Raw genomic sequence first — 14,289 nt, 5'->3', positions numbered from 1 at the left:
GGCAAAACTTGTCATTTGTCCGTGATCTTGTATGGTTGGTTCCCTTTTGAATTTGGTGATTGTGAGTCCTTATGAAGTCGGTTGAAGAGCAGCTCGCGCTGATCAAGCGCGGTGCGGAAGAAGTCCTGGTTGAGGCGGAGCTGATCGACAAGCTCAAGCGTGGCGAGCCGCTGCGTATCAAGGCTGGCTTCGACCCGACCGCGCCGGATCTGCATCTGGGCCACACCGTGCTTATTAATAAGCTGCGCCAGTTTCAGGATTTGGGTCACCAGGTGATCTTCCTGATTGGCGACTTCACCGGAATGATCGGCGACCCTAGCGGCAAGAGCGCCACTCGCCCGCCGCTTACCCGCGAGCAGGTTCTCGAGAACGCCGAGACCTATAAGCAGCAAGTGTTCAAGATCCTCGATCCGGCGAAGACCGAGGTTGCCTTCAACTCCACGTGGATCAACGAGCTGACGCCTGCCGATTTCATTCGTCTGGCTTCGCAGTACACCGTGGCGCGGATGCTCGAGCGCGACGACTTCGACAAGCGCTACTCCGGCAATCAGCCGATCGCCATTCATGAGTTCCTTTACCCGCTGGTGCAGGGGTACGACTCCGTTGCCTTGCGTGCCGATGTCGAGCTGGGTGGCACCGATCAGAAATTCAACCTGCTGATGGGGCGTGAGCTGCAGCGCGCCTATGACCAGGCCTCTCAGTGCGTGGTCACCATGCCGCTGCTCGAAGGTCTGGATGGCGTCAAGAAGATGTCCAAGTCGTTGGGCAACTATATAGGTATCCAGGAAGCGCCCGGCGTCATGTACAATAAGCTGGTGTCCATGCCGGATGCGCTGATGTGGCGCTACTTCGAACTGCTGAGCTTCCGCTCCATGGACGAGATCGGGCAGTTCAAGACGGATGTCGAGAATGGCGCCAACCCTCGTGATATCAAAATCAAGCTGGCCGAAGAGATCGTCGCGCGCTTTCACGGCGAAGAAGCCGCTGCAACCGCGCACCGCTCTGCCGGTAACCGTATGAAGGACGGCGAGCTGCCGGAGGACCTGCCAGAGGTTGAGCTGGCTTCTGCCGAAGACATGCCGATCGCCGCTCTCCTTAATAAGGCAGGTTTGGTGAAGAATGCGGCAGTCGCTCGCGACCTGCTGGGTTCAGGTGGTGTGCGAGTGGATGGTCAGGTTGTCGATCGAGCCTTCGTGTTCAAGCTGGGTGCGACGCATGTCTGTCAGGCCGGCAAGAAGGCTTTCGCGCGTATTACGCTGAAATCCGAATAAACCTGAAATAAGCCCTTGACCTGATTTCGTGGGGGCCTATAATGCGCACCACTTCCGGCGCGGCCTGATCTGAAAACTCCTTGCTAAACAATGAGTTAGACGAAAATAAAGGTTGCACGGACGGCGAATTCGAGTAGAATGCGCCGGCATCGACAGGGTGGTTTGAGTGGTTCTGTTGATGGTTCGATCAGGTTTGATCGAAGGCGGTAAAGAGGGTGTTGACAGCGGTTTGTAACGCTGTAGAATGCGCCTCCCGCTGGAGAGAAGATGATCTGGTGGGGCGCTGCAAGGTGTTGAGAAGAAAGAAAAAGTTCTTCAAAAACAGCTTGACAGGAAATGAGGCTGCTGTAAGATGCGCGCCTCGGTTGAGACGAAAGACTTAACCAAACGTTCTTTAACAACTGAATCAAGCAATTCGTGTGGGTGCTTGTGGGTTAAGACTGAGTGATCGCAAGATTATCAGCATCACAAGTAAACACTCGTTAATTCGAGAGTTAACTCTCTAGCGATAGAGAGGTTTGCGATTGCTGAGCCAAGTTTAGGGTTTTCTCAAAACCCAATGCAGTATTGAACTGAAGAGTTTGATCATGGCTCAGATTGAACGCTGGCGGCAGGCCTAACACATGCAAGTCGAGCGGTTGACGGGAGCTTGCTCCCTGATTCAGCGGCGGACGGGTGAGTAATGCCTAGGAATCTGCCTATTAGTGGGGGACAACGTTTCGAAAGGAACGCTAATACCGCATACGTCCTACGGGAGAAAGCAGGGGACCTTCGGGCCTTGCGCTAATAGATGAGCCTAGGTCGGATTAGCTAGTTGGTGGGGTAAAGGCTCACCAAGGCGACGATCCGTAACTGGTCTGAGAGGATGATCAGTCACACTGGAACTGAGACACGGTCCAGACTCCTACGGGAGGCAGCAGTGGGGAATATTGGACAATGGGCGAAAGCCTGATCCAGCCATGCCGCGTGTGTGAAGAAGGTCTTCGGATTGTAAAGCACTTTAAGTTGGGAGGAAGGGCAGTAAATTAATACTTTGCTGTTTTGACGTTACCGACAGAATAAGCACCGGCTAACTCTGTGCCAGCAGCCGCGGTAATACAGAGGGTGCAAGCGTTAATCGGAATTACTGGGCGTAAAGCGCGCGTAGGTGGTTTGTTAAGTTGGATGTGAAAGCCCCGGGCTCAACCTGGGAACTGCATCCAAAACTGGCAAGCTAGAGTACGGTAGAGGGTGGTGGAATTTCCTGTGTAGCGGTGAAATGCGTAGATATAGGAAGGAACACCAGTGGCGAAGGCGACCACCTGGACTGATACTGACACTGAGGTGCGAAAGCGTGGGGAGCAAACAGGATTAGATACCCTGGTAGTCCACGCCGTAAACGATGTCAACTAGCCGTTGGAATCCTTGAGATTTTAGTGGCGCAGCTAACGCATTAAGTTGACCGCCTGGGGAGTACGGCCGCAAGGTTAAAACTCAAATGAATTGACGGGGGCCCGCACAAGCGGTGGAGCATGTGGTTTAATTCGAAGCAACGCGAAGAACCTTACCTGGCCTTGACATGCTGAGAACTTTCCAGAGATGGATTGGTGCCTTCGGGAACTCAGACACAGGTGCTGCATGGCTGTCGTCAGCTCGTGTCGTGAGATGTTGGGTTAAGTCCCGTAACGAGCGCAACCCTTGTCCTTAGTTACCAGCACGTTATGGTGGGAACTCTAAGGAGACTGCCGGTGACAAACCGGAGGAAGGTGGGGATGACGTCAAGTCATCATGGCCCTTACGGCCAGGGCTACACACGTGCTACAATGGTCGGTACAAAGGGTTGCCAAGCCGCGAGGTGGAGCTAATCCCATAAAACCGATCGTAGTCCGGATCGCAGTCTGCAACTCGACTGCGTGAAGTCGGAATCGCTAGTAATCGTGAATCAGAATGTCACGGTGAATACGTTCCCGGGCCTTGTACACACCGCCCGTCACACCATGGGAGTGGGTTGCACCAGAAGTAGCTAGTCTAACCTTCGGGAGGACGGTTACCACGGTGTGATTCATGACTGGGGTGAAGTCGTAACAAGGTAGCCGTAGGGGAACCTGCGGCTGGATCACCTCCTTAATCGAAGATCCCAGCTTCTCATAAGTACCCACACGAATTGCTTGATTCATTGCGAAAGACGATTGGGTCTGTAGCTCAGTTGGTTAGAGCGCACCCCTGATAAGGGTGAGGTCGGCAGTTCGAATCTGCCCAGACCCACCAATTGTTGAGGGTGCAGGCCTTGGAAGTATTTGGGGCCATAGCTCAGCTGGGAGAGCGCCTGCCTTGCACGCAGGAGGTCAGCGGTTCGATCCCGCTTGGCTCCACCACTTACAGCCGTTGTTGATGTGAATTAGAGTTCAGAAATGAGCATTCCTGTTTAGGCAGAAGAGTGTTGATTTCTGGTCTTTGACCAGTCAGAAAAATCGTTCTTTAAAAATTTGGGTATGTGATAGAAGTGACTGATTGATTACTTTCACTGGTAATTGATCTGGTCAAGGTAAAATTTGCGTTGTTCTCAAGTGCAAATTTTCGGCGAATGTCGTCTTCACGTTATAGACAGTAACCAGATTGCTTGGGGTTATATGGTCAAGTGAAGAAGCGCATACGGTGGATGCCTTGGCAGTCAGAGGCGATGAAAGACGTTGTAGCCTGCGATAAGCTTTGGGGAGTCGGCAAACAGACTGTGATCCAGAGATCTCTGAATGGGGGAACCCACCTAGCATAAGCTGGGTATCATGCACTGAATACATAGGTGCATGAGGCGAACCAGGGGAACTGAAACATCTAAGTACCCTGAGGAAAAGAAATCAACCGAGATTCCCTTAGTAGTGGCGAGCGAACGGGGACTAGCCCTTAAGTTGATTTGAGATTAGTGGAAGGCTCTGGAAAGTGCCGCCGTAGTGGGTGATAGCCCCGTACACGAAAATCTCTTTTCAATGAAATCGAGTAGGACGGAGCACGAGAAACTTTGTCTGAATATGGGGGGACCATCCTCCAAGGCTAAATACTACTGACTGACCGATAGTGAACTAGTACCGTGAGGGAAAGGCGAAAAGAACCCCGGAGAGGGGAGTGAAATAGATCCTGAAACCGTATGCGTACAAGCAGTGGGAGCAGACTTGTTCTGTGACTGCGTACCTTTTGTATAATGGGTCAGCGACTTATATTCAGTGGCGAGCTTAACCGAATAGGGGAGGCGTAGCGAAAGCGAGTCTTAATAGGGCGTTTAGTCGCTGGGTATAGACCCGAAACCGGGCGATCTATCCATGGGCAGGTTGAAGGTTGGGTAACACTAACTGGAGGACCGAACCGACTACCGTTGAAAAGTTAGCGGATGACCTGTGGATCGGAGTGAAAGGCTAATCAAGCTCGGAGATAGCTGGTTCTCCTCGAAAGCTATTTAGGTAGCGCCTCGTGTATCACTGCTGGGGGTAGAGCACTGTTTCGGCTAGGGGGTCATCCCGACTTACCAAACCGATGCAAACTCCGAATACCAGCAAGTGTCAGCACGGGAGACACACGGCGGGTGCTAACGTCCGTCGTGAAAAGGGAAACAACCCAGACCGTCAGCTAAGGTCCCAAAGTTATGGTTAAGTGGGAAACGATGTGGGAAGGCTTAGACAGCTAGGAGGTTGGCTTAGAAGCAGCCACCCTTTAAAGAAAGCGTAATAGCTCACTAGTCGAGTCGGCCTGCGCGGAAGATGTAACGGGGCTCAAACCATACACCGAAGCTACGGGTTCATCTTAGGATGAGCGGTAGAGGAGCGTTCTGTAAGCCTGTGAAGGTGAGTTGAGAAGCTTGCTGGAGGTATCAGAAGTGCGAATGCTGACATGAGTAACGACAATGGGAGTGAAAAACTCCCACGCCGAAAGACCAAGGTTTCCTGCGCAACGTTAATCGACGCAGGGTGAGTCGGCCCCTAAGGCGAGGCAGAAATGCGTAGTCGATGGGAAACGGGTTAATATTCCCGTACTTCTAATTACTGCGATGGAGGGACGGAGAAGGCTAGGCCAGCACGGCGTTGGTTGTCCGTGTTTAAGGTGGTAGGCTGAATGCTTAGGTAAATCCGGGCGTTCAAGGCCGAGAGCTGATGACGAGTTGTCCTTTAGGACGATGAAGTGGTTGATGCCATGCTTCCAGGAAAAGCTTCTAAGCTTCAGGTAATTAGGAACCGTACCCCAAACCGACACAGGTGGTTAGGTAGAGAATACCAAGGCGCTTGAGAGAACTCGGGTGAAGGAACTAGGCAAAATGGCACCGTAACTTCGGGAGAAGGTGCGCCGGTGAGTGTGAAGGGTTTACCCCGTAAGCACATGCCGGTCGAAGATACCAGGCCGCTGCGACTGTTTATTAAAAACACAGCACTCTGCAAACACGAAAGTGGACGTATAGGGTGTGACGCCTGCCCGGTGCCGGAAGGTTAATTGATGGGGTTAGCTAACGCGAAGCTCTTGATCGAAGCCCCGGTAAACGGCGGCCGTAACTATAACGGTCCTAAGGTAGCGAAATTCCTTGTCGGGTAAGTTCCGACCTGCACGAATGGCGTAACGATGGCGGCGCTGTCTCCACCCGAGACTCAGTGAAATTGAAATCGCTGTGAAGATGCAGTGTATCCGCGGCTAGACGGAAAGACCCCGTGAACCTTTACTATAGCTTTGCACTGGACTTTGAGCTTGCTTGTGTAGGATAGGTGGGAGGCTTTGAAGTGGGGACGCCAGTTCTCATGGAGCCAACCTTGAAATACCACCCTGGCAACCTTGAGGTTCTAACTCTGGTCCGTTATCCGGATCGAGGACAGTGTATGGTGGGTAGTTTGACTGGGGCGGTCTCCTCCTAAAGAGTAACGGAGGAGTACGAAGGTGCGCTCAGACCGGTCGGAAATCGGTCGTAGAGTATAAAGGCAAAAGCGCGCTTGACTGCGAGACAGACACGTCGAGCAGGTACGAAAGTAGGTCTTAGTGATCCGGTGGTTCTGTATGGAAGGGCCATCGCTCAACGGATAAAAGGTACTCCGGGGATAACAGGCTGATACCGCCCAAGAGTTCATATCGACGGCGGTGTTTGGCACCTCGATGTCGGCTCATCACATCCTGGGGCTGAAGCCGGTCCCAAGGGTATGGCTGTTCGCCATTTAAAGTGGTACGCGAGCTGGGTTTAGAACGTCGTGAGACAGTTCGGTCCCTATCTGCCGTGGACGTTTGAGATTTGAGAGGGGCTGCTCCTAGTACGAGAGGACCGGAGTGGACGAACCTCTGGTGTTCCGGTTGTCACGCCAGTGGCATTGCCGGGTAGCTATGTTCGGGAAAGATAACCGCTGAAAGCATCTAAGCGGGAAACTTGCCTCAAGATGAGATCTCACTGGAACCTTGAGTTCCCTAAAGGGCCGTCGAAGACTACGACGTTGATAGGCTGGGTGTGTAAGCGTTGTGAGGCGTTGAGCTAACCAGTACTAATTGCCCGTGAGGCTTGACCATATAACACCCAAACAATTTGGCTGTTAGACGGTAGAAGTCGACAGTAATGCCGAAAATTTGCAAGAACACGCAATACCAACTGATATCACATACCCAATTCGGGGAAGCGACCTAAACATCGACTCCCCAACCGGATTGCTTGACGACCATAGAGCGTTGGAACCACCTGATCCCATCCCGAACTCAGTAGTGAAACGATGCATCGCCGATGGTAGTGTGGGGTCTCCCCATGTGAGAGTAGGTCATCGTCAAGCTTCTACCAGAAACCCCAGATCTCGACAGAGGTCTGGGGTTTCGTCTTTTCGGCGCCAGAAAAGGCTGTGGCGGCCCGCACGTAGGCGCGAGCTTGCTGGCGAGCCGCGGTTAAGAGCATCGCCAGCAAGCTGGCTCCTACAGCAGGCTGTCCTGCTCGTGGGGCAGTGGTGGAAGGGTGGGGCGTCTTCCATCCTACGGATAGCGCCCCAGGTTTCGCGTCGCCAGCCCAGGCTACGGAGCACGTGTAGGAGCCAGCTTGCTGGCGAGCCGCGATCAAGAGCATCGCCGGCAAGCTGGCTCCTACAGCAGGTCGTCCTGCGCGTGGGGCAGTGGTGGAAGGGTGAAGCGTCTTCCACCCTACGGATAGCGCGCCAGGTTTCGCGTCGCCAGCCCAGGCTACGGAGCACGTGTAGGAGCCAGCTTGCTGGCGAGCCGCGATCAAGAGCATCGCCGGCAAGCCGGCTCCTACAGCAGGCCGTCCTGCGCGTGGGGCGTGGTGGAGGGGTGGCGTCTTACGCCCTGCGCAGGCTTTGTAGCCCGGGGCGGCTTGCGTTCACGGGGCATTCAGCCAACTGCCCGGGCATGACTTGCAAATACGTCGAGGTAATTGCGTTCCGGCCTCGGTAGGCAGCGGCGGAACGCATCGCTATCATGCGCACCTTATTGCACGGCAGGTTCGGCATGCAGCCTTTATTGCGACTTTTACAAGATGGCCAGTTCCATTCGGGCGAAGAGCTTGGCGCCGCCATTGGTGTAAGCCGCGCAGCCATATGGAAGCGGCTGCAGGCGCTCGAGGCTGAGTTCGATCTCAGCATTCACAAGGTCCGCGGCCGCGGCTATCGTCTCGAGATGCCCCTGTCCCTATTGGCCAGCGATGCGCTTACCCCCATAGGCTGGCCGGTGAGGCTTCTGCAGCAGGTCGACTCTACCAATGCGGAGGCGCTGCGCCACCTGGTGTCCGGAGCCATACCGCCTTTTCTGGTCATTGCCGAGCAGCAGACGGCAGGTCGGGGGCGTCGTGGTCGCAACTGGGTCAGCCCGTTCGGTGAGAACCTCTACTACAGCCTGGTGCTGCGTATCACCGGGGGCATGCGTCAGATTGAGGGTCTCAGCCTGGTGGTTGGCCTCGCTTTGCTGCATGCCATCCGCGAGGCGGGTGTTGCCGATGTCGGCCTCAAGTGGCCCAATGATCTGTTGGTGGGGGGGCGCAAGATCGCCGGCATTCTGCTGGAGCTATCTGGCGACCCCGCTGACGTTTGCCATGTGATTATCGGAATTGGCGTGAATATCAATATGCGGGCAGTGCCCGGGGACGCGATCGACCAGCCCTGGACCTCTATCAGGCAAGTTCTTGGAGCGCAAATCGATCGCAACCGGTTCGTAGCTGGCTTGAGTGACCATCTTGCCCGCTATCTGGAGTTGCATCGTCTTCATGGTTTTTCCGCCTTGCGCGAGCAGTGGGAAGCCAGTCACCTGTGGCAGGGGCGAGCGGTTTCGCTTGCGGCGGGTGTGCAGTCCATAGAAGGACGAGTGCTGGGCGTCGACGATACTGGCGCGCTACGCCTCGAGGTTGATGGCGGTGAGCGTGTGTTCAGCGGTGGTGAGCTCAGTTTGAGGTTGCGTGATGATTCTTGAGCTTGATTGCGGCAACAGCTTTATCAAGTGGCGTGTCCTGCCCAGACAGGGGGGCGCTCAGGTGGTCGCTGGTGGTGTAGTCGGCAGCGACGAGGAACTGCTCGTGGCTTTGGCATCTCGCTTTCCCGGCGAGTTGTTCATGTGCAGGCTGGTGAGTGTGCGCAGCGAAGACGAAACACGGCTGCTGGTCGACGCGTTGAAAAATCGTTTCGGCATCGATTGCAGGGTGGCCGCGTCAGCGCAGAGCCTTGCCGGTGTGAGCAATGGCTATGATGAATACCGGCGGCTGGGTCTCGATCGGTGGCTGGCGGTGGTTGGGGCATACAGTCTGGAGCGTCGTGCTTGTCTGATTCTTGATCTGGGGACTGCCATCACTTCCGACTTCATCGATTCTGCCGGGAGCCATCTTGGCGGTTTCATTTGCCCGGGGATGCCGTTGATGCGCAATCAGTTGCGTACTCACACGCGCCGCATCCGTTATGACGACGCTGTCGCTGAGCAGGCGCAGCATAGTCTTGTGCCTGGGCGTTCCACCGCGGAGGCAGTGGAGCGTGGTTGTTTGTTAATGTTGCGCGGGTTCGTCGACACCCAGCTCGAGCTGGCACGCCAGCAATGCGGCGACGATGTCACTGTGTTTCTTACCGGCGGCGACGCCGTGCTGGCCGCGCAGTGGGTGCCTGCCGCCCGGGTGGTGCCGGATTTGGTATTCATCGGTCTGGCGATCGCCTGTCCACTGGCTGGGGAGTAGGGTATGCGCTGGATTTTCATGCTCCTGGTCGTGCTGAATGCCTTTTACTATGTCTGGCATCAGCAACAGACACCCATGCATGCCAAGGAGGTCGCGCCGCTTTCGCTTTACCAGGAGAGTCGCCGCGATATCCAGTTGCTGAGTGAGTCAGAGCCTCAGCAGCGCCGTAGCGCTGCGGTGAAGGAGGCTCCTCCTGAGGAGGAGGCTGTGTGTCTGTTCCTGGGGAGCTTCGAGGATAATGTCGAGGCAGAGCAGGTCGAGCAGCGTCTTCTCAGTCTGGATATTCGCTCGCAGGTGCAGGTGGTCGAGTCCGCCGGTGCTGTCGACTATTGGGTCTACCTGCCACCGCTCGCATCCCGGCAGGCATCTTTGAGGCAGTTGCGTGAATTGCAGGCACGCAAGATCGACAGCTACATCATCAGTCAGGGGGATCTGTCGAATGGCATTTCCCTTGGTATCTTTCCTCGTCATGACTCTGCCGATAGCGTGATCTCGCGTCTGCGCAGAGCCGGCTATGAGCCGCTGCTGCGAGAGTTGCCGCGAGCCAACCGTCGCCACTGGGTGCGTATTGCCCCGGCAAGCCGGCGTTTGGTCGATGATTCTCTGCTCGAACGATTGTCTTTGGACTTCAAAGGCTTACAACATCAATTAATGCCGTGCGAAGGGGTTGCAAGCCCTCGATAGAATGCATAGAATGGCGCCCGCTTCGCAGGGTGGACGCCTTAACCGGTGTGTATGTGAAGCTGCTGTTAGTGTCGCTAAGCTCAGGTTTTTAAATGAGAAAGTGCTTGACAGTAGGGTGGCAGATATTGAGAATGCCGCCTCCTTATGGAGGGATTCCCGAGCGGCCAAAGGGATCAGACTGTAAATCTGACGTCATCGACTTCGAAGGTTCGAATCCTTCTCCCTCCACCAGATTTAAGCGCGAGCTGTGAGCTCCGCGGGCATAGTTCAATGGTAGAACCTCAGCCTTCCAAGCTGATGATGCGGGTTCGATCCCCGCTGCCCGCTCCAGCTTTGCTGGTCGCGCAATATATTTGCTCATGTAGCTCAGTTGGTAGAGCACACCCTTGGTAAGGGTGAGGTCAGCGGTTCGAATCCGCTCATGAGCTCCATTTAATAAAGGCAGATATGAAAGTATCTGCCTTTGTTTTAATGGCGGTATCACTAGCTGAATTCTTCGTTCGGAGACGGTCAAAATGGCTAAAGAAAAGTTTGAACGTAACAAGCCGCACGTCAACGTTGGCACCATTGGCCACGTCGACCACGGTAAAACCACTCTGACCGCTGCTCTGACCCGCGTCTGCTCCGAAGTATTCGGTTCGGCCAAGGTCGACTTCGACAAGATCGACAGCGCGCCGGAAGAGAAAGCTCGTGGTATCACCATCAACACTGCGCACGTTGAGTACGATTCTTCCGTACGTCACTACGCGCACGTTGACTGCCCGGGTCACGCTGACTACGTCAAGAACATGATCACCGGTGCTGCCCAGATGGACGGCGCTATCCTGGTTTGTTCGGCTGCCGATGGTCCGATGCCTCAGACTCGCGAGCACATCCTGCTGTCGCGTCAGGTAGGCGTTCCGTACATCGTCGTGTTCCTGAACAAGGCTGACATGGTTGATGACGCCGAGCTGCTGGAGCTGGTGGAGATGGAAGTGCGCGATCTGCTGAGCACTTACGACTTCCCGGGCGACGACACGCCGATCATCATCGGTTCCGCTCTGATGGCTCTGAACGGCCAGGACGACAACGAGATGGGCACCACTGCCGTCAAGAAACTCGTCGAAACTCTGGACAGCTACATCCCGGAGCCGGTTCGTGCAATCGACCGTCCGTTCCTGATGCCGATCGAAGACGTATTCTCGATCTCCGGCCGCGGCACTGTAGTGACCGGTCGTGTAGAGCGCGGTATCGTCAAGATCCAGGAAGAAATCGAGATCGTTGGTCTGCGTGACACCACCAAGACCACCTGTACCGGTGTTGAGATGTTCCGCAAGCTGCTCGACGAAGGTCGTGCTGGTGAGAACTGCGGCGTTCTGCTGCGTGGCACCAAGCGTGATGACGTAGAGCGTGGTCAGGTACTGGCCAAGCCGGGCACCATCAAGCCGCACACCAAGTTCGAAGCTGAAGTGTACGTTCTGTCCAAAGAAGAAGGTGGTCGTCACACCCCGTTCTTCAAAGGCTACCGTCCTCAGTTCTACTTCCGTACCACTGACGTGACCGGTTCGTGCGAACTGCCGGAAGGCGTTGAGATGGTAATGCCGGGCGACAACATCAAAATGGTTGTCACCCTGATCAAGCCGATCGCCATGGAAGACGGCCTGCGCTTCGCAATTCGCGAAGGTGGTCGTACCGTTGGTGCTGGCGTGGTTGCCAAGATCGTCGAATAATCGATTGATCTGTCCCCCTCGGGCCGGCATAATGGTCGGCCTGATTTTTCAGGGTCAGTAGCTCAATTGGCAGAGCGGCGGTCTCCAAAACCGCAGGTTGGGGGTTCGATTCCCTCCTGGCCCGCCATTTTCATAGTGATTTTGGCGTGTCTTCCCACAGGATTCTAGTTCATGAATGCTAAGTCTGAAGCCAAAGACTCTCGCTTCGATCTGCTCAAGTGGATTGCAGCGGCCCTGCTCGTTGTTGCTGGGGTGGTCGGTAATCAGTACTTCTCTGGTGAGCCGATTCTGTACCGTGTCGTCGTGTTGCTGGTGCTCGCGGTGGTTGCCGCTGCCATTGCATTGCAGACGGCAAAGGGTCAGGCCTTCTTTGGTCTGGTGAAAGAAGCTCGCGTCGAGATTCGCAAGGTTGTCTGGCCTACTCGTCAGGAAACCACGCAAACCACGCTGATCGTCGTCTTGGTCGTGCTCGTCATGGCTCTGATGTTGTGGGGGCTTGATTCGCTCCTGGGTTGGCTTGTGTCGTTTATCGTAAGTTGAGATAGGGTGTCCCGTGGCTAAGCGTTGGTACGTTGTGCATGCTTACTCGGGTTACGAGAAGCATGTAATGCGTTCGCTCATCGAGCGCGTAAAATTCGCCGGAATGGAAGATGATTTCGGCGAAATTCTGGTCCCCACCGAAGAAGTGGTGGAAATGCGTAATGGCCAGAAGCGCAAGAGCGAGCGAAAGTTCTTTCCGGGCTATGTGTTGGTCCAGATGGAAATGAACGAGGCGACTTGGCACTTGATCAAGGATACGCCGCGTGTGATGGGCTTCATCGGCGGTACTGCCGACAAGCCTGCACCGATTACCGAGAAAGAGGCTGACGCCATTCTGCGTCGCGTTGCCGATAGCGGTGACAAGCCCAAGCCCAAGACGCTGTTCGAGCCGGGCGAGATGGTTCGTGTCACCGATGGTCCGTTCGCTGATTTCAGTGGCGTAGTCGAAGAAGTGAATTACGAGAAGAGCCGCATCCAGGTAGCGGTGACCATTTTCGGTCGCTCTACCCCGGTCGAGCTGGAGTTCAGTCAGGTCGAGAAGTCGTAACTGACAACCGCATCCCTTACCCCGCAGTCACAGGCTGCGGGGTTTTGTTGTCACTGGGATAAACAGGCAATAGTCGGGGAGCCGCAAGGCGCTAGAACCCGTAACTGGAGTAGCTAATGGCTAAGAAAATCACGGCTTATATCAAGCTGCAAGTAAAGGCCGCTCAGGCCAACCCGTCGCCACCCGTCGGCCCAGCTCTGGGTCAGCACGGCGTGAACATCATGGAATTCTGCAAGGCGTTCAACGCCAAGACTCAGGGCATGGAACCTGGTCTGCCGACTCCAGTGATCATCACTGTATACAGCGACCGTAGCTTCACCTTCGAAACCAAGAGCACCCCGGCCTCCGTGCTGCTGAAGAAAGCAGCCGGTCTGACCAGCGGTTCGGCTCGTCCGAACACCGTCAAGGTCGGCACCGTTACCCGTGCCCAGCTCGAAGAGATCGCCAAGACCAAACAGGCCGATCTGACTGCAGCTGATATGGATGCGGCCGTGCGTACCATCGCCGGTTCCGCTCGTAGCATGGGCCTCAACGTGGAGGGTGTGTAATGGCTAAGCTGACCAAGCGCCAAAAGGCTATCGCGGCCAAGATCGAGCCGGGCAAAGCCTACAGCTTCACCGACGCTGCTGCGTTGCTGGCTGAAATCTCCGCTGTCAAATTCTCCGAGTCCGTTGATATCGCTATCAACCTCGGCGTTGACCCGCGTAAATCCGACCAGGTCGTTCGTGGCGCTACCGTGCTGCCAAACGGCACTGGCAAGACCGTTCGCGTTGCCGTCTTCACCCAGGGCCCGGGCGCTGAAGCCGCTCTGGCTGCCGGTGCTGACCGCGTAGGTATGGACGATCTGGCTGCCGAAATGAAAGGCGGCGATCTGAACTATGACGTGGTCATCGCTTCTCCGGACGCCATGCGCGTCGTCGGCCAGCTGGGTCAGGTTCTCGGCCCGCGCGGTCTGATGCCAAACCCGAAAGTCGGTACCGTGACTCCGGACGTCGCTACTGCGGTCAAGAACGCCAAAGCTGGTCAAGTACGTTTCCGTACCGACAAGAACGGCATCATCCACAGTTCCGTCGGCAAGGTTGGCTTCGACGCCGACAAGCTGAAGCAGAACGTGGAAGCGCTGCTGTCTGATCTGAAGCGCCTGAAGCCTTCGACCTCGAAAGGCATCTACGTCAAGCGCGTGACGCTGAGCACCACCATGGGCCCAGGTCTGCTGATCGACCAAGGTTCGCTGGACGCTTAATGAATGACTGCAGGCGCACCTGGTGCGTCTGCAGCGATAAATTGGGGTCCCTGCCTGGCGGGGGCTATCCAAGACCGTAGGGGACGCAAGTCTCAAACCCGAAGAGCAATCTTCAACCCTACGCAGATGGTGCTCCCGATTCTTACCGAATCAGA

Annotated in this window: 9 protein-coding genes, 6 tRNA genes and 3 rRNA genes; all 18 read left to right on the top strand. The window is 55.5% G+C overall.

Annotated elements, in window-relative coordinates; translation table 11 throughout:
* Positions 1 to 71: 71 nt before the first annotated feature.
* The 18 genes from tyrS (at position 72) to rplA (ending at position 14,134) form a co-directional block, all read left to right on the top strand.
* Positions 72 to 1,271 carry a tyrosine--tRNA ligase gene (gene tyrS, locus FHR27_RS17520; protein ID WP_179539155.1) on the top strand — a complete coding sequence of 400 codons (1,200 nt, stop codon included), beginning with the start codon at positions 72 to 74 and terminating at the stop codon, positions 1,269 to 1,271.
* A 569-nt stretch (positions 1,272 to 1,840) separates the two neighbouring features.
* A 16S ribosomal RNA gene (locus FHR27_RS17515) occupies positions 1,841 to 3,377 on the top strand.
* A 64-nt stretch (positions 3,378 to 3,441) separates the two neighbouring features.
* Positions 3,442 to 3,518: transfer RNA gene (locus tag FHR27_RS17510), tRNA-Ile, on the top strand.
* Positions 3,519 to 3,549: 31 nt separating this feature from the next.
* Positions 3,550 to 3,625 (top strand) — tRNA-Ala (locus FHR27_RS17505).
* Between the two features lie 257 nt (positions 3,626 to 3,882).
* Positions 3,883 to 6,773: ribosomal RNA gene (locus tag FHR27_RS17500) — 23S ribosomal RNA — on the top strand.
* A 138-nt stretch (positions 6,774 to 6,911) separates the two neighbouring features.
* Positions 6,912 to 7,027: ribosomal RNA gene (rrf, locus tag FHR27_RS17495) — 5S ribosomal RNA — on the top strand.
* The 16S, 23S and 5S rRNA genes sit together here with 2 tRNA genes alongside, the layout of an rRNA operon.
* Positions 7,028 to 7,709: 682 nt before the next feature.
* Positions 7,710 to 8,663 carry a bifunctional biotin--[acetyl-CoA-carboxylase] ligase/biotin operon repressor BirA gene (gene birA, locus FHR27_RS17490; protein WP_179540113.1) on the top strand — a complete coding sequence of 318 codons (954 nt, stop codon included), beginning with the start codon at positions 7,710 to 7,712 and terminating at the stop codon, positions 8,661 to 8,663.
* Positions 8,653 to 9,411 carry a pantothenate kinase gene (locus FHR27_RS17485; RefSeq protein ID WP_179539154.1) on the top strand — a complete coding sequence of 253 codons (759 nt, stop codon included), beginning with the start codon at positions 8,653 to 8,655 and terminating at the stop codon, positions 9,409 to 9,411. Before birA ends, FHR27_RS17485 begins: the two co-directional genes overlap by 11 nt.
* A gap of 3 nt (positions 9,412 to 9,414) precedes the next feature.
* A complete protein-coding gene (locus FHR27_RS17480) occupies positions 9,415 to 10,095 on the top strand; it encodes an SPOR domain-containing protein (RefSeq protein ID WP_179539153.1) in 681 nt (226 codons plus the stop codon).
* Between the two features lie 146 nt (positions 10,096 to 10,241).
* Positions 10,242 to 10,326: transfer RNA gene (locus FHR27_RS17475), tRNA-Tyr, on the top strand.
* Between the two features lie 25 nt (positions 10,327 to 10,351).
* Positions 10,352 to 10,425 (top strand) — tRNA-Gly (locus FHR27_RS17470).
* 25 nt (positions 10,426 to 10,450) lie between these two features.
* Positions 10,451 to 10,526, top strand: a tRNA-Thr gene (locus tag FHR27_RS17465).
* 84 nt (positions 10,527 to 10,610) lie between these two features.
* Positions 10,611 to 11,804 carry an elongation factor Tu gene (tuf, locus tag FHR27_RS17460; RefSeq protein ID WP_084307122.1) on the top strand — a complete coding sequence of 398 codons (1,194 nt, stop codon included), beginning with the start codon at positions 10,611 to 10,613 and terminating at the stop codon, positions 11,802 to 11,804.
* Between the two features lie 51 nt (positions 11,805 to 11,855).
* Positions 11,856 to 11,931, top strand: a tRNA-Trp gene (locus FHR27_RS17455).
* 44 nt (positions 11,932 to 11,975) lie between these two features.
* Positions 11,976 to 12,344 carry a preprotein translocase subunit SecE gene (gene secE / locus FHR27_RS17450; protein ID WP_042553192.1) on the top strand — a complete coding sequence of 123 codons (369 nt, stop codon included), beginning with the start codon at positions 11,976 to 11,978 and terminating at the stop codon, positions 12,342 to 12,344.
* A gap of 13 nt (positions 12,345 to 12,357) precedes the next feature.
* A complete protein-coding gene (gene nusG, locus FHR27_RS17445; protein WP_042553193.1) occupies positions 12,358 to 12,891 on the top strand; it encodes a transcription termination/antitermination protein NusG in 534 nt (177 codons plus the stop codon).
* A 116-nt stretch (positions 12,892 to 13,007) separates the two neighbouring features.
* The gene (rplK, locus tag FHR27_RS17440; RefSeq protein ID WP_025167734.1) at positions 13,008 to 13,439 is read left to right on the top strand and encodes a 50S ribosomal protein L11; all 432 of its coding nucleotides are present in this window, start codon (positions 13,008 to 13,010) and stop codon (positions 13,437 to 13,439) included.
* The gene (gene rplA / locus FHR27_RS17435; RefSeq protein WP_042553194.1) at positions 13,439 to 14,134 is read left to right on the top strand and encodes a 50S ribosomal protein L1; all 696 of its coding nucleotides are present in this window, start codon (positions 13,439 to 13,441) and stop codon (positions 14,132 to 14,134) included. Before rplK ends, rplA begins: the two co-directional genes overlap by 1 nt.
* The last annotated feature ends 155 nt before the right edge of the window (positions 14,135 to 14,289 follow it).

The sequence above is a fragment of the Pseudomonas flavescens genome (assembly GCF_013408425.1).
In the GTDB taxonomy this organism is placed as follows: Bacteria; Pseudomonadota; Gammaproteobacteria; order Pseudomonadales; family Pseudomonadaceae; genus Aquipseudomonas; species Aquipseudomonas fulva_A.
The sequence above is the reverse complement of the archived record's forward strand: the minus strand, read 5'-3'. Positions and strand labels throughout refer to the sequence as shown.